Annotated in this window: 20 protein-coding genes; 8 read left to right on the top strand and 12 right to left on the bottom strand. The window is 60.2% G+C overall.

The window, feature by feature from the left end:
- Positions 1–107 precede the first annotated feature (107 nt).
- The 3 genes from ACTHJF_RS04315 to ACTHJF_RS04305 form a co-directional block, all read right to left on the bottom strand.
- The gene (locus tag ACTHJF_RS04315) at positions 108–773 is read right to left on the bottom strand and encodes a response regulator transcription factor (RefSeq protein WP_440266018.1); all 666 of its coding nucleotides are present in this window, start codon (positions 771–773) and stop codon (positions 108–110) included.
- Positions 774–845: 72 nt separating this feature from the next.
- A complete protein-coding gene (locus ACTHJF_RS04310) occupies positions 846–3,227 on the bottom strand; it encodes an ATP-binding protein (RefSeq protein ID WP_440266017.1) in 2,382 nt (793 codons plus the stop codon).
- A 703-nt stretch (positions 3,228–3,930) separates the two neighbouring features.
- Positions 3,931–4,500, bottom strand: a complete 570-nt coding sequence (locus ACTHJF_RS04305; RefSeq protein WP_440266016.1) for a hypothetical protein — start codon at positions 4,498–4,500, stop codon at positions 3,931–3,933.
- 467 nt (positions 4,501–4,967) lie between these two features.
- Between ACTHJF_RS04305 and ACTHJF_RS04300 the strand changes: the two genes are divergently transcribed.
- From ACTHJF_RS04300 to ACTHJF_RS04285, 4 genes are all read left to right on the top strand, one after another.
- Positions 4,968–5,597, top strand: a complete 630-nt coding sequence (locus ACTHJF_RS04300; protein WP_440266015.1) for a GntR family transcriptional regulator — start codon at positions 4,968–4,970, stop codon at positions 5,595–5,597.
- Between the two features lie 219 nt (positions 5,598–5,816).
- A complete protein-coding gene (locus ACTHJF_RS04295) occupies positions 5,817–5,963 on the top strand; it encodes a benenodin family lasso peptide (protein WP_440266014.1) in 147 nt (48 codons plus the stop codon).
- 50 nt (positions 5,964–6,013) lie between these two features.
- Positions 6,014–6,700: a lasso peptide biosynthesis B2 protein gene (locus ACTHJF_RS04290; protein WP_440266013.1), complete on the top strand. Its 687-nt coding sequence runs from the start codon at positions 6,014–6,016 to the stop codon at positions 6,698–6,700.
- Positions 6,700–8,448: an asparagine synthase-related protein gene (locus ACTHJF_RS04285; protein WP_440266012.1), complete on the top strand. Its 1,749-nt coding sequence runs from the start codon at positions 6,700–6,702 to the stop codon at positions 8,446–8,448. The genes ACTHJF_RS04290 and ACTHJF_RS04285 overlap by 1 nt, the downstream gene beginning before the upstream one ends.
- Here ACTHJF_RS04285 and ACTHJF_RS04280 read toward each other — a convergent pair.
- The gene (locus ACTHJF_RS04280; protein WP_440266011.1) at positions 8,433–10,664 is read right to left on the bottom strand and encodes an Atxe2 family lasso peptide isopeptidase; all 2,232 of its coding nucleotides are present in this window, start codon (positions 10,662–10,664) and stop codon (positions 8,433–8,435) included. The genes ACTHJF_RS04285 and ACTHJF_RS04280 overlap by 16 nt on opposite strands.
- Positions 10,665–10,677: 13 nt before the next feature.
- A complete protein-coding gene (locus ACTHJF_RS04275; RefSeq protein ID WP_440266010.1) occupies positions 10,678–13,071 on the bottom strand; it encodes a TonB-dependent receptor plug domain-containing protein in 2,394 nt (797 codons plus the stop codon).
- 279 nt (positions 13,072–13,350) lie between these two features.
- Here ACTHJF_RS04275 and ACTHJF_RS04270 point away from each other — a divergent pair, with 279 nt between their 5' ends.
- Both ACTHJF_RS04270 and ACTHJF_RS04265 read left to right on the top strand, forming a co-directional pair.
- Entirely contained in the window at positions 13,351–13,677 is a 327-nt protein-coding gene (locus tag ACTHJF_RS04270) for a helix-turn-helix domain-containing protein (protein WP_440266009.1), read from the top strand.
- 238 nt (positions 13,678–13,915) lie between these two features.
- Positions 13,916–14,200 carry a helix-turn-helix domain-containing protein gene (locus ACTHJF_RS04265; RefSeq protein WP_440266008.1) on the top strand — a complete coding sequence of 95 codons (285 nt, stop codon included), beginning with the start codon at positions 13,916–13,918 and terminating at the stop codon, positions 14,198–14,200.
- Positions 14,201–14,653: 453 nt separating this feature from the next.
- Here ACTHJF_RS04265 and ACTHJF_RS04260 read toward each other — a convergent pair whose 3' ends face one another.
- Positions 14,654–15,931 (bottom strand): YiiX/YebB-like N1pC/P60 family cysteine hydrolase, encoded by a 1,278-nt coding sequence (locus tag ACTHJF_RS04260; RefSeq protein ID WP_440266007.1) that lies wholly within the window; start codon positions 15,929–15,931, stop codon positions 14,654–14,656.
- 352 nt (positions 15,932–16,283) lie between these two features.
- Here ACTHJF_RS04260 and ACTHJF_RS04255 point away from each other — a divergent pair, with 352 nt between their 5' ends.
- On the top strand, positions 16,284–16,868 hold the full coding sequence (locus ACTHJF_RS04255; RefSeq protein ID WP_440266006.1) for a hypothetical protein: 585 nt from the start codon (positions 16,284–16,286) through the stop codon (positions 16,866–16,868).
- Positions 16,869–17,706: 838 nt separating this feature from the next.
- Positions 17,707–18,285 carry an HNH endonuclease gene (locus ACTHJF_RS04250; protein WP_440266005.1) on the top strand — a complete coding sequence of 193 codons (579 nt, stop codon included), beginning with the start codon at positions 17,707–17,709 and terminating at the stop codon, positions 18,283–18,285.
- A gap of 206 nt (positions 18,286–18,491) precedes the next feature.
- On the opposite strand, the gene ACTHJF_RS04245 is transcribed toward ACTHJF_RS04250, so the two are convergent.
- The 6 genes from ACTHJF_RS04245 to ACTHJF_RS04220 form a co-directional block, all read right to left on the bottom strand.
- A complete protein-coding gene (locus tag ACTHJF_RS04245) occupies positions 18,492–19,616 on the bottom strand; it encodes a DNA cytosine methyltransferase (protein WP_440266004.1) in 1,125 nt (374 codons plus the stop codon).
- Complete coding sequence (locus ACTHJF_RS04240; protein ID WP_440266003.1) at positions 19,613–20,239, bottom strand: MAE_28990/MAE_18760 family HEPN-like nuclease; 627 nt, start codon at positions 20,237–20,239, stop codon at positions 19,613–19,615. The genes ACTHJF_RS04245 and ACTHJF_RS04240 overlap by 4 nt, the downstream gene beginning before the upstream one ends.
- A complete protein-coding gene (locus ACTHJF_RS04235; protein WP_440266002.1) occupies positions 20,236–21,327 on the bottom strand; it encodes a DUF262 domain-containing protein in 1,092 nt (363 codons plus the stop codon). The genes ACTHJF_RS04240 and ACTHJF_RS04235 overlap by 4 nt, the downstream gene beginning before the upstream one ends.
- Before the next feature lie 236 nt (positions 21,328–21,563).
- Positions 21,564–22,310 carry a TSCPD domain-containing protein gene (locus tag ACTHJF_RS04230; RefSeq protein ID WP_440266001.1) on the bottom strand — a complete coding sequence of 249 codons (747 nt, stop codon included), beginning with the start codon at positions 22,308–22,310 and terminating at the stop codon, positions 21,564–21,566.
- 395 nt (positions 22,311–22,705) lie between these two features.
- Positions 22,706–23,251, bottom strand: coding sequence for a hypothetical protein (locus tag ACTHJF_RS04225; protein WP_440257576.1), 546 nt, complete (start codon positions 23,249–23,251; stop codon positions 22,706–22,708).
- Positions 23,252–23,356: 105 nt separating this feature from the next.
- Positions 23,357–25,504: an adenosylcobalamin-dependent ribonucleoside-diphosphate reductase gene (locus tag ACTHJF_RS04220; RefSeq protein ID WP_440266000.1), complete on the bottom strand. Its 2,148-nt coding sequence runs from the start codon at positions 25,502–25,504 to the stop codon at positions 23,357–23,359.
- Positions 25,505–25,871: the final 367 nt, after the last annotated feature.

Genomic DNA, 25,871 nt, shown 5'->3' with positions numbered 1-25,871 from the left:
AATCGCGCGCGTGCAGGCGGACGTAGCGTGGATCGCAGCGACGCATGCGCACATGTCGCACATGTCGCACATGCGAGGATGACCTTGGCTCGGATGAAGAGAGGCGATCAGGTCAGTTCGATGGCGCCGGTCGCCACATAGCCGCGGGAATGCTCAGTGCGGATCGGCAGCTCCTGTCCGCATGCTTCCCGGCAACGCCGACGCAGCCGGCTGACCAGCGTGTCCAGGCGACGCTGGTCGAACGACAGCCAGTCCCAGCCCAGGGCTTCGGCGACTTCGCGGCGACTGGCCATGCGGCTGCCACGGCGCACGATCAGGCCGAGCAGGTCGAACTCGCGCGCGCTCAACGCGAGGCGCGTGCCATCGGGCGCGTACAGGCAGCGCTCGTTGCCGTCCAGGCGCCATCCCTCGGGCAGCCGCCGCAAAAGCGCCGATACGTGCGCGCCCAGTTCCGGCAGGCTTACAGGCTTGACCAGGTAATGGTCCGCCCCTGTCTGCAAGCCGGAGATCCTGTCCTCGCTGCTGCCGCGCGCCGTCAGCATGACGATGCCGGTCCGGGGAGATTCGCGACGCACCCGCTCGATCACCTGCAGCCCGTCGGCGTCGGGCAGCCCACGGTCGACGATGATCACGTCAAAGCGCAAACCGTCGCCAACCGAAAAGAATTCGGCCGAGGAATCGGCACAGAGCACGCGATGCCCCGCCATGGACAGGTACGCTTCCAGCTCCTCGCGCAGATCGATTTCGTCTTCAAGCAACCCGAGTAACGCCATGCCCGAAAGACTCCCCGATGCCGTGGGGGCGGTCAAGTTTCGATAGTCATGCCGAGCGCGCCCAGCATCGGGTCATGCACCGCCCGCGGCCCCCGCGGCTGGCAAATGCACGGTGAACGTTGCACCGGTTCCGGTTGGACTGCGCAGCTCGATCTCGCCGCCCATGCGCGCAACGATGCGCTTGACCAGGTAGAGGCCCAGACCGGCGCCGGTGATACCGCGGCTGCTGCCGCCGCGGGCGAACTTGAGGAACACGCTGGCATGCTCGGAGGACGGGATGCCGGGGCCCTCGTCGGTCACACCGATAACCACCGCCTCACCGGCACCGCTGATCCGCAGCCGCACCGGTGCGCCAGGGGGCGAATATTTCAGTGCGTTGGTCAACAGATTGTCCAGCACGATGCGCAGGAAGCCGCGGTCGCAGGTCAGGCTGGCCGGCGCCTGCGCCAGGTCCACTTCGATGCGCTCGCGCGAGGGGTCGACCGCATCCAGCGAGTCGGCCACGAAGCGCTCGAGCGGAAAGGTCGTGGACGTCAGCGTGTGGCGCTCCGACAAGAGCCGCTCGTTGTCGAGAAAGCGATCGATGAAATCGGACATGCGCTCGGCCGCCGTCTGGATCTTCTCCACCCGGCGCCGGTTATCGGACGCCAGCGCCGTTTCGGTCTCGCGCAGCATCTGGCCGCTGGCATGGATGATCGCCAGCGGCGTGCGGAACTCGTGCGACACCATCATCACGAATTCGCGCTGCTCCTCGCGCATCTGCTGTTCGGTCGCCAGCGCCTGCTCCAGCTGCATCTGGTTTTCGCGCAACATGCGCTCGGTGACCTGGCGCTGGGCGATCTCCTCGTCCAGCTCGCGGGTGCGCTGACGCACCTTGCGCTCCAGTGACGCTTCCGCCAGCCGGGCCGCATCGAGCGCCTGCTGCTGCGCTTCCTGCCGCTCGCGCTCGAGCTTGTGAACACGCTGGGCAAAACTGAAGGTCAGTATCAGCAGATGCAGCGTGAGGCCCACTGCAAGCGGACCGCCTCCGCGCATGAACGGCGTATCGGGCAGCAGTCCCAGGTTCACCAGGAACACCCGGCAGAACGCCACGTAGAGCAGCGAGAACGCCACCAGGTAAAGCCGCGCCATCGGTTCGCCGCGTACGGCCAGGTAGGCTGCCGCGCCCAGCAGCAGGGGCGCGCTGCCGAGGCTCAGCAGTTGCACCACAGGCATGACCGTGCCGAACCGGCCCAGCACGAACCCGACGCAGGCGCACGCGATGACAGCCCACACCAGGGTCTCGTAGGCCCGGGTCGCGCGCGGGAAATGCGTGCGCAACGACATCAGGCGAACACTGAACGACACGGCCACCGCGACGCTGAGCGCCAGCACCACCCCGAGCAGCGCGTCGCCCCCGTCAGCCAGGTCCAGATAGAAGAACGGGCCGACCAGGCCGCGCGTCTTGTAAACGCTGTAGGCGCTGGTGGCGATATAAGCCACGTACCAGCGAACCGGCCCGACGCGACTGCGCCGCCAGATGAAGGCGCCGGCCAGACACAGGGCGATGACGAAGCCCAGAAACACGCTGCTCTGGCTGGCAGACAGGGTTTCCTGGGCCAGCAGCGCCTGCGGCTCCCACAGCTTTACCGCCACCGTCATCGCATTGCGCTCGGTCAGACGCAGGTAGACGGTGGGGTAGCGCCCTTGCGGCGATTCGAGCTGGAACACCGGGGTACGCAACAGGTACGGGTAGTCGCGATGGGACACATCCTCGCCACGGCGCATTTCCCGGAACGTACCGTCGTCCTGCGGCAAGTAGAGCCGCACGGTATCGGCCAATGGCGCATCGACCTGCAACATCAGCACCCGCGGCAGCCCACTCACGCGGTCCAGATGCAGGCGCAACCACACCGTGTCGGGTGTGTAGCCGAGATTGAAGGCCGAGGCGACCGGCTGGAAGGTCCGACGCAACGCGACGTCGTCGATACCGAGCTGACCCGAGCGATCCCGCAGCATCTCCACCTGGCCGTCCGGGATGATGTGGTCGGCGCCATGCCAACTCAAAGACTCCACGCGCGCGCAGCCCCCCAACGCCACCACGGCAGCGAGCAGCAGGCACAGCAACAGACGCGTGCGTGGGATAGGAAGCGACGATACGAAAGGCTTGGGCATGGCGAGGGCGCGTCGGGCCGGCGCGATCCGGCACAAGGAGTCGGCAAGACTAGCAAAGCGCTTGCCACGTTCCGGTATCCGGGGAGACGTGCTGACGGCGCCATGGATATCGGCGGCCACAGCGACGCGATGGGAACCGCCGCCGGTGAGCCTGCTGCATTCGCAGTCGTCTTCTTCGTGCCGCGCGGCTCTCGCGGCGAGCGTCGACCGGCGTGACCGGAAAAAGGGGAAAGGGCACGTGGCCCATTTAGCCACCAAAGAACCCGATCTGGAGAAACACGACTGAGCTTGATCAGCCACGCCCCCTTTAGTCCTTTCGCAGGTGCCGGGATCAGCCAGCCATGGGCGCGACGGGCTCGCTTGCGGCCAGGTTCAAACCAAGCACCGAGCAGCCGGATCACTTTGGAGGGAAGTCCGCTGTTGCGGGAAGCCCACACACATCGTCATTCAAACAAAGCAGACGGTGACCTTCCCGCAAGGTGACGACCGAAATTATTTAGTCACGCCCCCTTTTATCGCGGGTAGTCGTATGACAGGCCGGCCGCCGTATCCAGGCCGAGTTGCTCGGTACCATCTTGAGAGTGCGTATCCACAGGTGTCCCAGAGGAGATGTTGCATAGCCTAACGTTCGAGCTAAGCCGCAACTCGTGTGCAGCAATCCTGGATCGAAGCCGATCGGCCGTGACATCCCCCCGCTACGCAGAACCGGGGACATCGCCGCCTCGCAACTCGACCCAGTCGACCAGAGGCCGCGATCATCCGCTCGCTGGCCGTGCGGCTAAATGTAATCAGCCCCCCCCCCTTTTTACCAAAAGAGGGCTCGGCCTGAGCCCTCTTTGGCCACGAGGAAGCCCACGCTGAGCTCTTCCAGAAAGTGCACTCTGCCCCTGCTGTCGTTTCACGCAAACCCAGCGCGTACGGCATAAAAAGAGGGCGCCGCAGGAGCGCCCTTCTTCTGACAATCAGCCGGGAGGCAAAGAACCGGCGTTCAACTCAACAACGGTCAATGGGGACCGGTTTGCGTGTTGTTGATACAGGAGTTGTACGCACTTTTTGCCTTGTTGTAGTCCAGGAGCGCAGAGGCACAGACCAATCCAGCGCCACCGGCGCAGGCAGACACTGCGCTATCCGCAGCATCGAGTAGCGTTTGCAGCTCCGTTGCGCAACCTGCGGCTGTGGGATGGGGAGCATCCCCGCCGAAAGCGATGGTGCGCTTGGAATTTAGCAGCAGCTTCATGTTGTCGATGTTGTAAGCCTGGCTACTGTGCGATCGCCGCCAATCGGCAGCCGCGCCCATATCAACCACGGTGGACGTTTGGCTGATTCCATCGCTCGAGGTGACGACGGCGGCGGAATGACCGATCTGCTTGATCGACACATACGTATCGTGGCCCGCGTCACTGACGACGGCCTGGATGTCGCCGTTGTTCAAGACCGTCGTCGCGATATCCCCTCGCGGCGAGGTGCTCTTCGCCTTACTCAGGATGGCTCGGCTTGGGTCGGCCATAGCTCCGCAAGCAACAGACAGTGCGGCAGTGGCAATCAAAATCGTCCATTGGGCTTTCATATCCATGTCCTGTGAGACCTTCGGCGAGGCGATCGCACCAAATCACCCCGGCCGCGCGGGTTCAATAGGAAAATTTGAGGGAGGCAAAATTAGCCACGTCCTCTTCAGCCCCCTTACCAATTCCCCTTGCACGGGCCAAGCCCACCCTTAAGCAAGGCCTGGCGATGGCACCCGTGCAAGAGCAGGCTGAGGTGGGAAGAGAGCGTTGCGAAGCGTTGACCTCTCGGGTCGCCCTCCCTAAAGCTGGCGCCCGCAGACCGCCATTCGCCGCACGCCGGATTCCTCCGATGCTCGCTCTCGGGAACTCACCACAGCCGCCCTGCGGCAGGTAAAGCGCTCATCCAGAGAGCCCGTGGCTTAGGCCAAGCACCGCAGCACGGCCTTTCCGCCCCCCCACCCCCAAAATCCCCACCGTCAAATCCCTGTAACATCCCCCGCGGGGAGGCACCCATCTGCTGACATGGAGTCGAGCTATGAATGCGGCCCATTCGAAGAGTGCATTCGTGTACGGACAGGTCAGGCGCGCGCTGCAGTCGGGGCGTTATGTGCCGGGGCAGCGGATCGATCCGGCGAAGCTTGCCGACGAGTTCAAGACCAGTCCCACGCCGGTGCGGTTTGCGCTGTATCGCCTGGTGGGCGAGGGCCTGGTGGCCGATCACGCGCGCAACGGTTTGCACGTGCCGCTGCTCACCGAGGTGGCGTTGCGCGATCTGTACGGCTGGATGGAAGGGCTGTTGCTGTGGGCATGCGATCTGGCATCCGCGCAGCCGTCGTCACCGCATGCGGCGTGGCCGTTCGCAGCCGGCGATAACGACCTGGTGAACCTCACGTGGGAGCTGTTCGACGCCATCGCCAGCGACGCGGATCACTGGTCATTGCATCACGCCGTGAAGCGCGCCAACGATCAGCTCACCCCGGTGCGGCGCGCCAACCTGGGGTTGATCCCGCACGCGAAAGAAGAGCTCTGCGAGCTCGTCAGGCTGTGGCAGAGCCGCGACATCCCTGCCCTGCGCGTGGCGCTGAGCAACTACCACGCGCGCCGCAAGCAGGTGGTGCCGCGCATCGTGGCCATGCTGGGCGAGCGCAGCGAACACCTGCATTAGCCGCCATCGGCGCGGCTCGCGCCATCAAAGCGAACGCGCACACACGTCGCCATCGCGATCGCCGCCCAGCCATGGGCAGAACAGGACGCGCGTCACGCTCCGGATTTAATCACCTGAAAACAGCGCAGTAATCAGCAGTAATCATTTGAGTATCAAAAAATCCGGCTCCTAGGCTTGCCGTGTCATGGGTCCGCCATGACGCAACCGAAGGAGACTGAGATGAACACGAACGAGAACATCCGCAACCCGCAGGACGATGTCATCGAGCTCGGCGTGGCCAGTGTCGAGACGCAGGGCCCTGCCGGCCCCACCGAACAGGGCGGCGGGATCGGCCAGCTGGTGATCCCGGGCATTTCCCACGAGTGACCAATCAGGGCGCGCACCATGGTGCGCGCCCTATCCCGGGGGATAGCACGATGCACTATCGACTCAGAGAAGACCTCTCGTGCTGTGACGTCGACGGGCACCTCATCTTTCTCGACGTTGCGCAGGATCGATACTTCAAATTGACTGGTGTTCTTGAAGACGCCATGCGGCGCTTCCTGGCACAGGATCATGTCGCTCCCACACTAGTGGAAGGCCTCGCGGCCGCTCAGATACTGGTCGAGGCACAGAACCCCACCACGCGTACCACATCGGCGGACATACAGCGCCCGACTTGCAGCGCAATCGAGCGCCCTCTCACAACTTCTAGCCAACGGATCGGCATGGCCGTTGTCTTCGAGGTCGTAGCGACTGTCTGGTTGACGTGTCAGCAACTGAAGAACCGCACACTCAAAGCAAATCTCGACCGGGCCGCGACATACCGCGCCAGGAAAACAGGCGCACACAACGCCACTACGTCCGCCGCATCTGAAGTGAACCTGCTCGAAGCGACCTGGCAATTTGCCCGTGCGCGCCGCTACGCGCCTGCCCAGCCGATCTGCCTGTTGGATTCCTTGGCCCTGCTTCGGTTTCTCTCGCGGCGGGGGCTGGCGGCGAATCTTGTTTTCGGCATTACACCGGAGCCTTTCGCGGCACATTGCTGGGTACAGGCCGGCGACATGGCGTTGAATGAAACGCTCTCCGACGCGAATGCACACACCCCGATAAGGATCGTCTGATGAAAGGCCGCTATATCATCCTGCTCGGCGAGAGATTGAACCGGGGCAGCGAATACACGCTTCAACTCGACAGGGTGTTGCATGCCGCGGGCATGATCTGCAAATTTGAATCGGCCTCGGCCAGGATCTTCGCTTCCACTGATGAACCTACCTTGGCCTTAGTCGGGCGAGGCCTCCTCATAGGCCAGATTTTCACCAGAGACGGCCGACCCATCGCTCGACCTCTGGATATCGAGGGAACAGCGGATGACCTCAGCGACCGCCTGCTACAAGACACCTGGGGCAACTACCTCGCCGTTTTTCGTGACCGCCACGACCACTCGGCGATCACTCTGCTACGCGATCCTTCTGGCGCTGTGCCATGCGTCTATTCGATCGCTGGCGGGGAAGGCTTCATCACTTCGGACATCGGTCTCGCAGCCGAGCTGGGGCTCTATCGCAGAGAGGTCAACTGGCAGGCCATCGCGCACGGCCTGACCTTTCCCTACCTCAAGGCGGCGCGTACGGCGCTTCGTCACGTCAAGGAGCTGCTTCCAGGCAACGTGCTCACCTGCCGCGGAAGCGATGTCTCAGTTCGCTCCGCGTGGTCACCGTGGTCGTTCGTGGAAGCAGGCGTTCGGCATGCGGACCCTACGGTGGCTGCTGCAGAAATCAGGGCCGCCGTGTCCAACGCGGTCAGGGCTTTATCCGCCGGGGACGATAACCTTTTGGTGGAGCTATCCGGCGGCCTGGACTCATCCATCGTTGCCACCTGCCTGCGCGACGCTCTGCAGCGCGCCACCTTTTGTACGCTGGTCATGCCCGTAGCGGGCACCGACGAGCGTCCATATGCGCGATTGGTAACGGAGGCATTGGGACAGGAGAACTTCTCGGTGGAAGTCGGATTCGACAATGTCCACCTCGAATTCCCGGTGCCTCGCTCATCCGTTTTGCCTTCGATCGGAATGCTGCAGCACGTCATCAACGAAGCGTGGGAAGCGGCAGGCGACATACATAGGGCCGATAGCTTCTTCTCGGGTGCAGGTGGCGATACCGTCTTCTGCTATTTGAGGACCGCAGCGCCCGCGGCAGATGCGTTCCGCGAACGTGGCTTCAGAGCAGGCATTGCCGCCATCGGAAACCTCGCCACCCTCCATCGATGCACGGTGTTCGAGGCCGGCCAATTGACCCTCAAGAAGGTGCTGCGTAGACCAACTGTGACCTGGAACGAGGATCGTACGCTTCTCAACCCGGCCTGCGCGGCAACCACGTTGGAACACCATCCCTGGATGGATGCACCATCGGGTGCGCTAACCGGCGATCACGAGAAAATTCGTGACCTGATTGGGAATCAGCTGTTTAGGGACGCCGGGCCACGAGGCCCGGCGCGCTCCATACACTTCCCATTGCTGTCTCAGCCGGTCATGGAGGCATGCCTTAAAGTCCCGACCTGGATGTGGATCGCCGATGGCCAGAATCGCGCAGTTGCCCGACAGGCCTTTGCTGACCATCTGCCGCGCGGCGTTCTTGACCGGCACAGCAAAGGTTCCTACACCGGTCACATGGCGGGTGTGTATACGCGCAACAAGGCAAAGATTCGCGAGTTCCTCGAAGAAGGACAGCTCTGCGCCCACGACCTGCTCGACCGCCCTGCCCTGGCGAGGTTTTTCGCCAACGACCTCGGCTCCAGAGACCTGTCGTTTCTTCGCATTTTCGAACTGTGTACGGCCGAGAACTGGACACGTCAACAAAGTCACGATCCGGCGTGAGCTCCCTCGCCAGCACGATGTGCTGCGGCCTTCATTTCACGCCAGATGCGATATTGCCCGGCCTTTTCCTGACTCGGATCTACGTACCCCTGCAACCAGAATCGGAACCAATCGACGTTGCGTTCGTACACCGCCAGCTTGTGTCGCGGCTGGTACTTGATGTGGGTCTCCTGGGGGAACACGTACATATCCGCTCGATGTGCGTGCAGTAGAGGTATCGCATAGTCCAGCGTGAACCGATATTCCTTCTCCGGCAGCTGGAACAGGATCGGTGCCCGAATCCTGTCGAGCTGATACGCAGGCGAAACCTCCTTCCATCGTTCGGGTGTCTCGTTCGGCGCGCCGAGCTGCCATAGCTTTCGGTAGGTGGTTCGGAAGGAAGCCCGCAGACTGTTGAAAAGGTAGTAGGTGGGCGTCGCCGAGACACCGCTGACGGACGCGGCACTTACTACTTTGGAGTGTGCCAACGTCCACAGCGTCGTCTCGCTGCCATAGCTGAGGCCGCCCATGCCGACACGAGTGCGATCAATGCGTCCTTCGGCAGAGAGGCGCGCCACGACGCCCTCGACAGCCGTACGCCCCTGGTCGTAGTTGGCGGTGGCATCGAGGTGGACTCCGGGAATCGCGTTGATGCATAGCGCCGAGATGCCATCCTCGGCCAACGTGGCAAGCGGCCATTCGTCGCCCACTCCGCCACGAAGGAAGCCATTGCAGTCGTAGAACGTCACAAACAGCGGCGGCAATTGGCCGCCATCCGTTTTTGCCGCCTCGAAAAGCTGGCCCGTGAACTCTCTCCCTTGCGCGTCCTTCCAACGAAGCAGCTTTGCCGGCACCGTGGCCGCAATGTCGGCGTCCAACCCTTGGTTCGGTGCGAACAGAGCTCGCCTCTGGCCACTTTTCACATCGATCGCTTCGAGACGCGGCGGGTGATCGGCTTCCGCAGCCACACACACCAGAGTGTCGGGCGACAGCGCACAAGGAATATCCCAGTAGCGCTGGCTTCCGCTGACCAACCCGCGGGAGAGCACTATCGGCCGAACCGTACCCATGTAGACGTTCCAAGCGTAAATGGATTGCGCATGTCCCTTGTCGTAGTCGTCGGTCGTGAACAGGACTTCGTCGCTTCCGGGCCGCCATTGGATAGCTGTGATCCCCTTGTGGCGACACGGCTCAGCCGTGCAGATGACCGGATGCGATGCATGCTTGTTCGGCAGCATGGCCAGCTCGACGTTCCGGCTTAGAAAGAGGCCCTTGTCCTTGTGCCCAGGTAACAGCACCGCGATGCGCTCATCGCCCGGACTCCGGGCTATCTGATAGCGCGGCGGTTGCAGGCCGTTCCAGATTTTGACCGGCTCCGCCACGAGATCGGGAGAAAGATCGGCCGGCGTCAGCCCGCGCGTCGGATGCTCCGACGCAGGCAGGTCTCGGGTGGTCATCGTCGTCAAGTCGACGGCCTTCCAGCGATCCGGCGCGTTCGCCAGCAAATGCCCGGTCGAGGCCCAGCCCGCCACTCCAGGTATCGCCAGATAACGCCTCGTAGCTGGCCGACCGTTGAGTACGTCCTGCCGAAACAGGCCATCGGCAACATCCACGGAATCGTCAATGCGGATGCCGTGGTCATACTCGGACTCTTCCGCGACGGCGACGGCCTTCCGTGTCGCGCCGACGCTGTACATCAGCGTCTTTCCATCGCTGCTCAGTACAAAATCCCGCACATCCGCTCCATCCGACGTCACCGTGCGGGCCCCAGAGCCATCTGCCGCCGCGTACCAGACCGAGATGCGACCATTGAAGATGGCGCGGTAGTAGATCCGCTTTCCATCCGGCGACCACACGGCTGGCGAAGGCAGCACCGTTCCGTTGACGTACTGGAACAACGGCACGCCCCCATCCGCTACGCGGAGTGGTGGAGCGTTTCCGTCCAGGCTCTGCACATACCATGTCGAGTCGTATGTATTTTTTTCGACCGACGCGCGCTCGGATCGGAAGGCCACATATCGCCCATCGGGTGAGATCGCCGGATTGCCCAGGTCAGTCACCTCCAGCAGGCGCCGCGGTGGAATCACTTCCGCGTGTAAAGGCCCGGGGGCGGCCACCACTAGTACTGCGAGTACACGCCACCAAGCCCCGTGCGCGATGCGCTCTCTGGTTGAACTAACAGAACGCGTGCGTTCCGCGGCGACTACGCACGAGGTGGGTCGATGAAGAATCTTCATGCCCCTTCCCCCTCTACCAACGCTTGGAGACCGAGACGCTGACGAAGCGTCCGATCGCCGTGTAATTGGTGGCGTCGTAGGGCACGTAGGTGGCTACCGGCGCGGTATAGAGCGGCGGTTTGCGGTCCAACAGATTCTGCACGGACAACTCGAGTCTCACGCCCGAAAATGCACCGCCACGTTCAGCGGTGCTGTAGTTGACCGTGGTGTCCAGCGTGGTGAACGAACCGGTTTTCTCCGGCGTCGGCGCGAAACCGTTGGTCACGCCGCCGGTGTAGTTGACGAAACCTGACGCACTGAAACGGCCGGATGTCCACGAGACTCCGGCCCGCCCATTGAGCCTGGCCGGATTGAAGACGGTGCCAGCGAGCGCGTGTTCGGGTTGGCCGGCACTGAGCGCTTGCTTACTGTCGATCCAGCTGGCCGATCCGCGCACCATCAGCTGCCCGCTATCGAGGTCAAAGCGGTACGAGCCCGATAGGTCGATTCCCTTGACCCGCTGCCTTGCCGAGTTCACGTACTGATCGCGGATGATCGCCACAACCTTGCTGGGGTCGTAGGGCGCTCCGGCATAGTTATAAAAGTGACCGCCATAAACGGAGAGCAAGTGCTGTATCTGCTCCGGCGTCGGCGACCAATTCACAAAGGCGGCGTAAGCCGGATTGCGTAAAGCCTCCTGGTACAGGACAGGCTGAACAACGCGGTCGGTATAGTCGATACCGAACCAGGTTAGCTCGGCGTCCAGCCCGGGCAACGCCTCTGGATGCAATGCCAGCGAAGCCGTCCAGGTCTGTGCCCGCTCGGCATGCAGGTCGTCGGTGTTTCCACCGGCGGAAAGCAATGCTGTGGCATCGGCCGGAAGGCCGCTTGCACCCACCGCAGCCGCACTCCACAGATAGGCGTACTTCTCCGAGTAGCGCTGCAGCAACGTCGGGGCTTTGAACGACTTGCCCCAGGAGGCCTTGAAGGTGAGGTCGGCCGTAGGGTCGTAGATCACCCCGAGCTTCGGCGTGGCTACGCGGCCAAAGCTGTCGTAATCCTCGCCACGTACCGCGGCACTGAGTTCCAGGCGATGAACACCTGCGATGTGCGACGAAGGCGCGACAAACGGGAGACTGAGTTCGGCATAGGCGAACCGCGCACTCTCCTCACCGCCGTAGCCACCGCCAGAGCCTTTCGGCTCGACCCGGAACTTGTTCTTTCGGGCCCCAGCTCCCACGGCCAAATGGGCCTCCCCTCCCCCCATCGGAAACAACGGCCCCTCGGCGCCCACCTCCCAAGACCGACTGTCGTTGCAATAGCAGACCTGCGATACAACGCTGCTACCCGCCTTCGACGCCAGACGGCTCACATTCGCGGTGTCGTCCTTGCCGTACGTCGCACCGATCGTGATAGACCACTCATGGCGTAGGAAGAACTCGATACTGGGCGACACCAGCGTGATCGACGTCACCGGGTTGTAGCGGTAGTAGGAGTCTGTCGATACGCCGAGCGATTGCGTCAGATCTCGCCGGTTTCTGAGCGCGTCTAGTCGCAACTCGGCCGCGTCGCCCAATGACTGGTGCGCACTTACAAGGGCATTACGCGCGTGGCTGCCCGGGTAGATCGTATAGGGGTCGAACAGGTACTTGGTGTAGCTGCGCTGGCGCGCGTAAATGGGATCGGCGTCGACATCCTTGAATGTGGCGATCAGGCCACCGCTGGCCCAAGTGGTGCCGGCGGTGGCGGTGTATTCACGCGTCGCCAGCCCGCCTTCGGTCGCTTTACCGTAGCGCGTCGCCAAGGCCACTCCGTCGAAGTCCCGCTTCAGGATCACGTTGGCCACGCCCCCTACCGCATCGGACCCATAGATCGCCGAGGCACCGTCAGGGACGATTTCCAGTCGCTCAACTGCTTCCACCGGGATGGCGCCAATGTCCACGGCTTGGGAATATCCGTCGTAGGCCATGCGGTGTCCGTTGAGTAGCGTCAACGATGCATCGGCACCGAGGCCGCGCAGGTTCAAGGCGGAACCGCCGGTGGTATCGCCAAGGCCGCTGGCGACGCCCATGACGCCCGGATTCTGCCCCCCGTTGAAGTTCTGCGGCACGCTGCGGATGACTTCGCCCAGATCGGTGAAGCCTTCCTGCTGGATCTGTTCGCTGCCGATGGTGATCACTGGCGAGGGCGTGGTGCCGCCGCGGATGCGGGTGCCGGTGACCGTGATGGTCTGCAGGTTGGTGGGGGCTGGCGTGTCGGCGTTGGCCGATTCGGTCGCTGGCGTTTTGGCGGGAGCGTGTGTGGCGGGCGCCCTGCCCTGCTTGTCCGTCTTGGCCGATGTGTCCTGGGCCGCGGCCTGCTCGCTGACGCCGGTGGCGGCGGCGAGCAAGGCGATGGAAATGGCGTTACGTAGCGTGCGTGTCTTCATCGTGCGTCCTTTGCTTCCCCTGGGTTGGTGCGTTACCTGTCGCAGTTGATCTCAGGTAGCTGATGCCCTTCTCAGCGCTCTCCCGATCCATATCTCCGATCAGCGCCCGCGTCTCTTCACGCCCCTCCCCGAGTCCACCCTCGATCCGCTCCAAGCGGGCGCTCGACAAAAGGCTCCATCACTACGTTAAACGTAGCTAGCTTAAAACTACGTTTTACGTAGTATCGATGTCAAGCATCCGCCGGGAAGCTGCTGCATATCGCAACCGGATGTGCACGCATGCCAAGGCCAAGAAAGGAGCCAGCAACGATCTATGGCCGCCGCCTGAGGGAGGCGAGAGACAGTTACGGTTTCAATCAGATCGAGCTGGGCGTAGCGATAGGGCTGGACGTCGGCTGCGCGAGCAGCCGCGTCAGTCGGTACGAAACCGGCCAACATCAAGTGAACCATCAGGTGCAGGCGCTGTTCGCCAAGGCATTGGTGCTACCCCTGACGTACTTCTACATCGAGGGCGATGACGAAGCGCGATCGGTCCTCGCAGCTTCGCGCAGCGACAAGCCAGTCAAGCTGAAAGAGGCGGTGCAAAGGAAGATCGAGGCGAAGTAGGGCGCGAAAAAAAGCCGCCGCCACGCGTCAACCTTGCCGTCTCGACATACAGAAAGGTGAGACCTTTCGTCCGCAGCCTCCTCCGGCGGCCGTGACGCCTTTACCTCCTTCGAGGGACTCTGTAGCACGTCAGGAAGAATTCTCCCAACCGCTCCAGTCGTAGTTACGTTAAACGTAGTATCGCCATGATGCGCGTATCCGGAAGCTTCCTGCATGGAAGTTCAGGACATATGCGCCCGTGACTGATAAGGGGCTGCTCCCCGTTTACAGTCGTCGACTACGTGAGGCACGCGAGGCCTTCGGCATCTCGCAGCGCGCGCTTGGCATCGAGGCTGGCCTAGATGAGTTCGTCGCCAGCACTCGAGTCAACCGTTATGAAACGGGTGTGCACCAACCGGATCTGCTGACCCTTCAGCGGCTTGCGGCGATCCTCAAGCTTCCAGTGGCGTATTTCTACGCCGAAGACGATGACTTGGCGCAGTTGATTGCCGATTTCAAAAAGCGGAAAAGGGGAAAACGCTGATCGTGGAAGTGAGGTGGTCGCGCCTAAGGCCCTTACCACCAGCGATCCCACCCTCCGAAAGCGCGTAGCTGCCAAGGCGTGAGCAGCGGAAAAAAAAGCGCCCCGAGCGGGGCGCAATTCATAGCTCCAAGGAGGCGAGAGCTATTCAGAAGGGTCGTAGTGCTTCGGCGTCGGTTCCGCCTGACATTCCGTGCCGGCCGGCGAGCGCCTTGGCAGCTTGGTCGGTTTGGGCCGGACACCGAAGCGACTTCAGTCTGCACCCGATGGATGCAGTGAGGCTGTAGGTGAAGGCCCTCACCGCGCGTGGGGCGGCGCTGCGGTGATCTACCCTGCCAAGCGACACAGAACTTAATTACTCCTTTTTCTCCGCCGGCGCAGCTCCCCGACCCAGCACCTTCAAAGCTGTCGATGGCGGCCATCCCGATGGCGCACTCTCATTCAGCAGCACCTGTCTCAGAGAGGCATGAATGGCTCTCCACTCGCACGGCGGATCTGCAGGCAGTCATCACACAGTCGAAGCGTGTCCACGCCTCCCGCAGGCCGATGTCCCTCGTCGAGGCGATAGTCCTCTGCAGGATTGTCGCCGCAGACCGAGCAGACGTCCTTCCGACCAGCATCCTCAAGGACAAAGCGCGTCATCTTGGCCTGAGCCGGATTCCATCGGCTCAGGGCCGCAAACCATTCGTCCGTATGCGGAACCAGAGCTGGTGATGGCACAAGTTCGATATGTCCATGCGCTTCGAGCCACTTGGCTGCGACTTCGACACGCTGGCTGTGAAGCACCGCCAATGTCTCATACAAATCGGCCATAACTCGGAAGAACTTCAGCCCATACTCCCTTGAAAGCAACGTGTAACCGCCACGATTCACAATAAATCGGTTAGGCCCAGCACTTTCGTCGTCCAAGGTCTTCCAGCAATAGCCCTCCACTTCCGAGTCTGGCACGACATTCATAAGAGCGAGATCGTACTGCCAGGGATTTTTTCTGCGCTCCACTTTCCAAAGGGACAGATAACCAGAGCTCTCCAGAAGTCCGCAGAAGTGATCGTCCTGCTCCGGGTGCTCCACCAAGTGACGATGGAGATCATCGAATGTCTGTATCCGCGGATCCTTCTCGCGGGCACCACCCAAAACGGCATTGATCGCCGAGCGCATGCGCTGCGGAATGTCGTCAGCCTCCCGCCAAGCTGAAGCATCCTCTACAGATATCGGCTTGGTCGCATCCGGTACGACGACAAGGAGGGCACTCGCCTTGATGTCGGCAGGGGAGCAGAAGTTCGGATCCTCCACCAGATGAATTCCTGCAGAGGCAAATGCCTGCGCAACAAGCCGCGAGCAGAATTGCTTGGTGCTCCATTGACGCGCCCCTCCAAATCCAGCCAACAGAGCCTCTCGAACCGAGTATTCTGTACCGATATGCCCCCGCATATAGGTGGTGACGGCGGACAACTCTTCCGCAGAAATGCCGGAGCGGAGCCGCAGCACATGAATCGCGCACTCCTCCTCAAAGTGAGTTCGTTGCGTGTTACGCGCATGGACACCTTCGCCAGTCGCGTCGATGACAGAGCAATGCTGTACGTAGACCATCGCGTGCGAGACGTCGCTGCGCGTGGCCATCCGGATCGCCTTACTAATCGCTTCCGAGGTCGTCGTAAGCACGATGTCCCCCGGATGGAGAACCGCTTCGTCCAGCCGCTTCACACGCCTATCGCGCTCGTCACTCACATCCATGCCGCCACTCCTTGCTGGTTACTACTGACGACGGACGCCACAACCACCATGCGTGAAAAATCAAGGCACAGCCTCACTCCCCTAACCTCCCTCAGCATACCAAGTGGCAACTCGCACCCTTTCTGCCACATGGTTGAACGGGCGTCGAAGGGCGGCTTCTGCCAACCTTCGACCGGAAGGACTTGAACCTTTGATCTCCCGGATTTAGGCTGAGGCCCGGCCTTGGCTGCCACCCTGCTGCGTGGGAAAAGCCTGCTAGACAACAGCACTCACATCGCCCTTCCGGTCGATCTGGCAAGCAGCATGCCCGAACAAAGCTCTCGCTTTGCGACCGCCTGTTGAGGATTGTGAGATGTTCTCTACCCATGAAGTTATCGATGCCCTTAAGGAGGCATCCTTCGACCAGGAACCGATCGAGGGTCTGACCCATTGCCAACTGCTTGAGGGTCGCGCAAAAGAGCTCGGTTTCGAAAGCTACCACCACCTCCGAACGTTGTTGATGAGCGTACCTGAGGAGCTCTTCGAGCACTTTTCCCTAGCTTTGATGCGAAAGATCTGCTCACGGCGCATGCCAACCCTGGATTGCGCCTATTACGAGTTCATCGTTCTACCCGACAGAGGCATTGGCTTTTACAGCCACTTCATTGGTTGGGACCGCCTCGCAGAGGAGGTTCGGGTACCTCGACCGCTGGTTGGGAGGCCAACCGCAAGTGGGCTTCGTGGGGTGGCGGATCACCCCATTTACGTTCTCGAATCCACAAAGGAAGTGAGTGCTTGGCAGGCTAGCTGGCGCACTACTGCGCTGATGCCTGAAGCGCTGGCGAGGGAAACCTTCTCCCGCTCCTTCAACAAGGAACATCTCGTTGACGCCAATCCCCCGCTGCATCTGATCCGTCGTCCGGGAAAATACGTAAGCAACATCGCGCGCGATCTGTAGGAACTTCAACAATGAACGGGGCGAGATCTCGCCCCGTTCATTGTTGAACACCCGGCTGGGCGCGCCAGTATTCGATGGCTCGATAGTAAGCTTTACATGGCATGCCATGTCTGTAGCTTTCGCCGAAAAATCCGCCGGCTCTTGCCAGAGGTTCGCGGGGTGCTTCGCCTGCGATACATCCTTCCGCCTGTCAGTGCTCGCTGACCAAGGACGTCGGTGGCAGGAGCAGCTCTGGCCGCTTGATATCTGCGCCACTGGATACCGCTTCCATGAGGACTGCCACGAAATTCGCCCAAAGCTCCAGGCACCGCTCAGCTAGGGCCAAGGCGTCAATTGTGACTACCGGCGAAAGGATCGTATATCTCCCTCTCAATACCTCTCCACCCCCACGTCCAGTTAGCCATGTTGAAACCCTGTACTCCCTGAGCGCCAGGTGAGGTTGCCCGCCTGTTCTTGTTGTGCGCGTTAGCCTGCAATGCTTGGAGCCATTGCAAAGATCGGCACATACACGCAAGGCCTCGTGCCGGTTGATGAAGGCGTTCACCTGTGCTTGCGTCATGCCTACTTTGTTTTGATGAGCGACCCAGTCGCCAATATGGTGGCAGTGAACAAAGAACGAGATTACGTCATCCTCGTAACGGCCCCTATCATGCTCATCGGAGCATGTCCCAGCATAGATTTCTCGGACGCGCTCCAGGTATCGCTGCGCCCTGTCGATTTGCTCCATGCTTTGTCCTACTGTTACATGACGATAGTGGTGTAACCCGCGTTCGGAAGAAGGATAAAGTCTATTAATACATCCGCCATCCAACAAAATAATTGATAAAAGGGGCTTTACATGCCGAAGATCTGTCATTCTGACCCGTCAAGAATCCGGCTACGCGAGCTAGCTCTGAATAACGCAATAGAAAGGCAATGTTCGCCAAAATGGATTCTTCGGCAATGGAGCCGATTCATTAGAGAGCGTGACCTATACCGCTGCGTATGTTGCGACTCCGAAGACGGCATTCAGGCCCATCACATCGTGCGAAAAACTCTCTATCCCTGGGGAGCAACAGAGACTGGAAATGGAATTACGCTGTGTAGCGAGTGCCATCGACGCGTACACGAAAAGTCAAATGGCCGTCCAGACTTGTCAGCCCCCCTGAGCGAGGCTGATGATCAGGACGAATGGGCATTCCTTTTTGGATTAGCATTCGATGATGCCCAGCGACGAGGCCTCGATCAGGACCATTTTTACTTCCTTCCAGATCACATGTTGAAGTTCTTCGTGAACATCCAAGGATACGAGGACTTGTACGGAATGGTTATGCGAGGTGAGATTAGTCGCATTCGATTCGCCCATGAAATCTGCCGCGTTATGCCTGAGGTGTGGTACAGCAACTTGGTTGCAGAAGCCATTGCGGCGAACCTTTGAACCACCGTCCACAGATCACCTTTCAAGTCGACCATACGTCCTCCTCTACCAACGTCGTCAGTGGCTGGATGGCCCGAGCAGTAGGGAAGCAAAAAAGCGAAAACGAGGGGCGGCTAATTAAGCTAGGTCGGCGCTGCGCCGCCAGATGATCGAACCTAGCTAGCCAAGCCCCTTTTATCGAGTGCCACGAGCAAAAAGCGGGCATGTCAATTCATCTTAGTTGGAACCAACTTTGCGATGATAAAAGCAGAGACCGCAGCAGGAACCGCATTTGCGATCATGTCCCTAAGAGCGGTTAGTCCGGAAACAGATTTGAAGCTGAAAAAATCGGGAAACCCTTGGATTCGCGCAGCTTCTTGAGGTGTAATAGTTCGACGACGGGTTGGGTGCACAAACCGCCCTTGGCCCATAGACCCAAAGCCACTCGTAAGTGTCTGCGCAGGAACATTCGGACGCAATCGTCCATACATAGAAGCATAGGAATGAGGCTTATCCCTATGGCATGGCGGCCTCAGATGATTAGGAAGGTCATAGAGATCATTATCAAAAAGGTAGTCGATCCTATCTTGATTTATCTTGGATACGCGCTGCAGAAAGGGCTGCCCCGACAGAGATCCAGCCACATCTTGCAAATCATCAATGAAATCAATCAATCTTGGTGAAGACGTCAGCGAATCAATTTCAGTAGACATGGCCTCAAGATCGCTTTGATTGTGCACTCGAGAGCCTACCAAAAGGTGGCGTTTGCGTTTTTGAGGGACGCCTAAGTTCGAAGTGTCCACGACGATCTGAATAACTGCATAGCCGGCTTTGGACAAGATTTTTTCCGCGGCCAGAACGACTCCCTGAGAGGAGTGCACTACCGCCGGCACATTTTCAATCAAAACAATCTTAGCCCCGCTCTTGATGGCAAACTCAGCAGGCACCGTATAAAGCTCGTTTCTTGCATCAACCCGCCGAGTACTGTTATTAAGATCGGAATGACCTTGGCAGGGTGGGCCAGCCACCACGACATCCAACTGCCGAGACGGGATATTCAATTTAGACCCTAAGTCACTGATATCAATCTTCTTGGCGAACCTACCAAAATTGTCGCGATAGACATCGATCGCTTCAGGCCAGTTGTCCACCGCCAATTCGATTTCGAAAGGCCGCCTCAGAACCCGAGCGGCTAAAAAAGCCCCCAATGTTAGGCCGCCACAACCGCAAAACAGATCTGCTATACGAAGCACGGGACCATCAAACTTAATTGATGGCCAGCGCCTCATCTTGAGGATCTCAGACCAGAAATCGGCGGAGGTCAAATTATGCGCTTTCAATTTACGAATCATGCCACCAATGACGCCTTTAGCTTATTAGCTATATGCAATTCAACGTCCTTAACCGCTCGCAAAAGAAGCGCACGAACTGCTTTGTACTTTTTCTCTAATTCGCTCGCGGTTTGATCCTTGCCGAGCTCGGAAAAGGATTTGGCTCCGTGCGCCAGATCATTTCTAGCCCCTTTTATTTCGACCAGGGCCTTCTCCGAATATGAACCTGATCTAGATATGCCGTAGTTATCCCAAACCTCTCTGATTTTTCGCGAATCCACATTGCCGCTAAAAACACCATCTCTTCTGAAGGCAGCCACCGCAAGATCCAACATTTCATCGCGCATCTTTTTCACAAGATCTTTCGGATTTGTCTCTTTCGCACATTTAAGGACCATAGCTTTAAGCTGATCGTCCACAACCACGAATCCAAGCTTTTCTGCTCGAAGATGATCAAAAATCGACTCTATTGCATTAGTCATGGTCGATTCCATTAAGTTGTAGATCATCAGAAGAGATGAAGCCTTCATCGTAGCCATAAGGGAGACGTCGAGACCTACATCACCCTCAAGCCTCTTGAGGTACGCGATGTACGTGTCGATCTCTTCGCATCGCCTATTGAAATCATCTTCAACGGCGCTCATTCGCGCCCCGCGAGAAGTGAATCCCTTACATATTCAATACGTGCTCGGAGCCGCGGCAGTGAATTGCTCGCGTCTGAGACGGTCAGATCCTTAAATTCGTCGGACTCTATCCATTCTAGTATCGACGCCTTTCTAACTTTTAGCTCGGGGTCCACCCGCTGTGCCAAGGTTATCCCGCAAGCTAAAGCCTCGAAGCGCACCCTAGGCGTAGTTTTTGCGCTCGGACTTTTCTTAAATCCATAGGGCAAATTCTCTTGAGCAAAGAGGATCATTTTTTGAAATTGAGACCTTAAGACCTCTTCGTTAAAGTTGACCTGATTGGCTTTCAGATACGCACTCAAAAATTTTCCGACATCATGCTTGAATTTTTCATACTGATCACAATACGCAAAGTAACGCAGCACGAGCTCCTCCGCCTCTTCCCGCCTTTGCTTCGCGTAGGAAAGGGGACAGACCTCCCTAAATACAGGCTCCGCCGCACAACTCTTGATAAAGTCGTAGAAGGGACCGGTATAAATGCCCTTCCTCTTCTCCATGTCTCTCAGCTCTTCGCTGCCGGTATTAATTCGCTCAAAAATATCTCGCCGAACCTGCTCATCGGCTTTGCTTGATAGCTCTATTACACGCACTGGCTGTCGCTTAAATTTTCGCTGCCGCGAAATATCAAAGTCTTTAAATTGAAAGCCATTTAATGCATCACATTTCTCAAGCCCTTGAAGCGTCAGGCCGCCGGAAACGAACGATGCCAGAGTCCGCAGTCGCTGAGATCCGTCAACAACTTCAGCACGCCCTTCGTCCTGAGAAATGTCACGCTCCAGGTTAGCAATAAAGATGTATGGAATAGGCAAACCAAGCATGACCGATTCAATGAATTTGCTTTGCCTGTTCTCCCCCCAAACAAAACTGCGCTGGTAGGTAGGAATGAAGATTTCGTTTTCGTCGTCCTCGATGCCATCCAGATATTTCTGAACAAGAAGCTCGACCGTGAACTCTTTAGTTTGATACTCGACTTCCCTTTGATGGATCCTAATCTGAGATTCCGCTTCGTCGCGGCGCTCATCAGTGATCCGGATTTGTTCCTTTTTCATAGTCGTAGCCCTCGAAGACTGAGCATATTTCAAGTCGTCGCATAGTCCATTGTTCTGAGGAGCAGAGCAACTCCGCTACTACGTCGCTGCGGCGGATTGAGCCTTCAACCTCATATTGCGCACAGTTTCTTTGCGTGGCGTTAATGGTCCGTCGCGCATCAGCATTTATGCCCCCCGCAAAGAAAAGGGCGACATAATTGCCGCCCCGCGCCTTCTTCGACAGCACCCCTAGTCGCTTAGCCGCACTTGCTATACCCGCAATTCAAACAAGTCTGGCATCCATCCATCAGCACCAGCGCCTGGGTATTGCACTTAGCGCACAGCGTGGCACCGGGCGGGAAGCCGCTGGCACTCGTCTCGCCTGCCGCCTCAGCCGGCGCAGCCTCCGCCTTCTTGCCACTAGCCGCCTGCTCGTAGGCGGCGCGCTTCTCGGCGATGAGCTTGCGGGTGGACTCGTCCATCTCCGGGTCGTGGATGAGGCCGATGTTCTTCATGTGCTGCTCGATCACCGCGCCGATCTCGGCGACGATGCTGGGCATGTAGACGCCGCCGGACTTGAAGTAGCCGCCGCGCGGGTCGAACACGGCCTTCATCTCTTCGGCCAGGAAGGTGACGTCGCCGCCCTTGCGGAACACGGCGGAGATGATGCGGGTGAGCGCCACGATCCACTGGAAGTGGTCCATGTTCTTCGAGTTGATGAAGATCTCGAAGGGGCGGCGCTGTTCGTGCGGGGTGCCGGCGTTGAGCACGATGTCGTTGATGGTGACGTACAGGGCGTGCTCGAACAGCGGCGACTTGATCTTGAAGGTGGAGCCGATGAGCTGCTCGGGGCGCTCGACGCTCTCGTGCATCTGGATCACTTCGGCCTGCTTGGGCTCGGGCTTGGCGGCCTTGGGCGCGGCGGGGGCGGCGGCCGGCGCGGCCTTGTCTTCGGGCTTGACGACGGCGTAGCCCTTGATTTTCTTTTCGATCTTGATCGCCATGGTGTGTCTCGTTTGTCTGGGGCGCGTCGGAGGCGGCCGGGTGGTTCGTTTTGCCTGCGAATGCGGGAATCCACTCTTGGTTGCGCGGGGCGAAGAGCAAAAATGGATTCCCGCTTTCGCGGGAATGACGGCTAGGAGGGTTGGTGGCTAGGGAGGGTTGGCGGCTAGGGAGGTGTTGATGGCTAGGGAGGCTGGCGGCTAGGGAAGGTTGGCGGCTCGTGGGCCTGGCGGCGTAGCTGTCGGTTTTAGCGGTGCATGTGGCGGCGGTTCTGCGGGCGCTGGGGGCGCGAGATCCAGCCCGATGCTGGAGTAGCGCGTTCGGCGCTTGGGCGGAACCGAGCCTTGCTGGAGAAAAGACAGCCGGCCCGGCGAGCCGGGCCGGCTGCGTTGACGACTTACTTCTTGCGGGCGGCCTTCTTGGCGGCGGGCTTCTTCGCCTTCGCCACCTTCACGCTCGCCTTCTTGCTGGCAGTGGACCTCTTGGCTGCCTTGGGGGCGGCCTTTTTCACAGCGGCCTTCTTGGCCGTCTTCTTGGGGGCGGCTTTCTTCGCCGTCTTCTTGCTGCTGACTTTCTTCACGGCCTTCTTGGCGGCGGCCTTTTTCGGCGCGGCCTTCTTGGCGGTTTTCTTGGCGGCTGCCTTCTTGGGGGCGGCCTTCTTCGCTGCTGCCTTCTTCACCGCTTTCTTGGCGGTTTTCTTGGCGGCGGCTTTCTTCGGTGCAGCCTTCTTGGCGGCGGCCTTCTTCACCGCCTTCTTGGCGGTCTTCTTGGCGGCTGCCTTCTTCGGTGCGGCCTTCTTGGCTGCAGCCTTCTTGGCGGGCTTCTTCTTGGCCGGGGCCTTCTTCGGCGCGGCCGGGGTCACGGCCGGCATCGCCGGCTGGGCCACGGGCGCCGCGTCAGCGGCCGGTGCAACAACGTCTTTCACTTCGGTATCGATGGACATGGTTGGGGTTCCCCTCCGACTGTTATTGGTGCTTGCCGTGCGCCCGCAGCGGAGACCGCCGCGGGCAAGACTAGAACTCTCTGTTGCCGGCCCTCTTTCGAGAACTCAGAACTTGCCGTAATAGCCTTCCTTCAGAGCATCGAAGAGGTTGGCGGCGGTGTGCATTTCACCGTCGTATTCCACCTGCTCATTGCCCTTCAGTTCGACAACGCTACCGTCTTCCAATTCGAAGCGGTAGAGGGTGTTCTCAAGGTCGGCTTCCTTCACCAGCACGCCCTGGAATGCGGCGGGGTTGAAGCGGAACGTGGTGCAGCCCTTGAGGCCCTGTTTGTACGCGTAGAAGTAGATGTCCTTGAAGTCTTCGTAGGGGTAGTCGGTGGGCACGTTGGCGGTCTTGGAAATGGACGAGTCGATCCATTTCTGCGAGGCGGCCTGGATGTCCACGTGCTCCTTGGGGCTGATGTCGTCGGCGGCCACGAAGTAGTCGGGCAGCTTGGCCTCGGCCTCGGTGCTGAAGGGCATGGCCTTGCCGTTGATCAGCTCGCGGTAGGCGAGCAGCTCGTAGCTGTACACCTCCACCTTTTCCTTGGACTTCTTGCCCTCACGGATCACGTTGCGCGAGTAGTGGTGGGCAAAGCTGGGCTCGATACCGTTGGAGGCATTGTTGGCCAGCGACAGCGAGATCGTGCCGGTGGGCGCGATCGAGGAGTGATGGGTGAAGCGCGCGCCGGTTTCGGCCAGCTCGTTCACCAGGTTGGGCGCCACGGTGGCGATGCGCTGCATGTAGCGGCTGTACTTGGCGTGCAGCTTGGCGCCGGTGATGGTGTCACCCACCTTGTAGCCGTCCTTCGCCATTTCCGGACGCTTGCGCAGCATGTCGCCGGTAACGGTGAACTCGCGGGCGAGGATGGGCGCGGGGCCCTTTTCCTTGGCCAGCTCCAGCGCCACTTCCCAGCCGGCCACGGCCATTTCGCGCGAGACGTCTTCGGTGAAGCTCACCGCATCGGCGGTGCCGTAGCGCATCTTGAGCATGGTGAGCGTGGACCCTAAGCCCAGGAAGCCCATGCCGTGGCGGCGCTTGTTCATGATCTCGTCGCGCTGCTGCGGCAGCGGCAGGCCGTTGATCTCCACCACGTTGTCGAGCATGCGGGTGAACACCTTCACCACTTCGCGGTACTCGTCCCAGTCGAAGCGGGCCTTGGGGCCGAACGGGTCGCGCACGAAGGTGGTGAGGTTGACCGAGCCGAGCAGGCACGAGCCGTACGGCGGCAGTGGCTGCTCGCCGCACGGGTTGGTGGCGCGGATGTGCTCGCACCACCAGTTGTTGTTCATCTCGTTGACCTTGTCGATCAGGATGAACCCGGGCTCCGCGTAGTCGTACGTGGAGACCATGATCATGTCCCACAGGTGACGGGCGCGGATGGTGCCGTAGATCTTGCAGGCGACCAGGCCGTCTTCGCGGGCGATGTAGTTGTCGTGGGTGGGCCACTCGCGCCACACCACCTTGCTGGCGTCGTTGAGGTCGAGCTCGCCCTGCTCCTTGACGTGGATGGGGAAGACCATCGGCCAGTCGGTGTCGTGCTCCACCGCCTGCATGAAGCCGTCGGTGATCAGCAGGCTGAGGTTGAACTGGCGCAGGCGGCCATCTTCGCGCTTGGCGCGGATGAACTCTTTGGCGTCCGGATGGGAGATGTCGAACGTGCCCATCTGCGCGCCGCGGCGGCCGCCGGCGGAGGACACGGTGAAGCACATCTTGTCGTAGATATCCATGAACGACAGCGGGCCGGACGTGTAGGCGCCGGCGCCGGACACGTACGCGCCGCGCGGACGCAGCGTGGAGAACTCGTAGCCGATGCCGCAGCCGGCCTTCAGCGTGAGGCCGGCCTCGTGCACCTTCTCCAGGATGTCGTCCATGGAGTCGCGGATGGTGCCCGAGACGGTGCAATTGATGGTGGAGGTGGCGGGCTTGTGCTCCAGCGCGCCGGCGTTGGAGGTGATGCGGCCGGCGGGAATCGCGCCGCGGCGCAGCGCCCACAGGAAGCGTTCGTTCCAGTGTTCGCGCAGCTCGGGGGTGGCCTCCACTTCCGACAGCGCGCGCGCCACGCGACGGTAGGTTCCATCCACGCTGTCGTCGACCGGTTCGCCGGCCTTGTTCTTCAAGCGGTATTTCTTGTCCCAGATGTCGTAGGACGCCGGCTGCAGAGGGATCTCCACAGCGTCACGACCCACTGCTGGCGCGCGAGCGGTACTCATCGGTTTACTGACCTCCGGGTGCCGCCTCACGACGGCACGTAGTTGTATTCGACCAGACCGTTCGCAACGACTCGCCGGCTCTTGGCCCAGGCTCTTTGGCCCGTGGCCGACCTACCTTGCAGGATCGCTTGTTGCGACGGCCTCCCCCTTCGAGAGACAACCATCACCACACCAGCTCTGGGGTGAAACCCAGGGACGCGCACACAAGATATTGTGGTGCGAACGGATGGAGACCGTACTGCTGGGCGCGCGGGTTGTAAAGAATTTTTTGCGCGTTTTGACGGTAGGGCGACAGCACGCGCGGAGCATGTCGCGACATGCATCGGCGGGCGCTGCGCGGCGGCCCGCGCCAGCACTGGAAATGCCC

The sequence above is a fragment of the Dyella sp. genome, from assembly GCF_051962475.1.
Classification (GTDB): Bacteria; Pseudomonadota; Gammaproteobacteria; order Xanthomonadales; family Rhodanobacteraceae; genus Dyella_A.
Note: the sequence above shows the minus strand (reverse complement) of the source record. Positions and strands in the feature narration are given on the sequence as shown.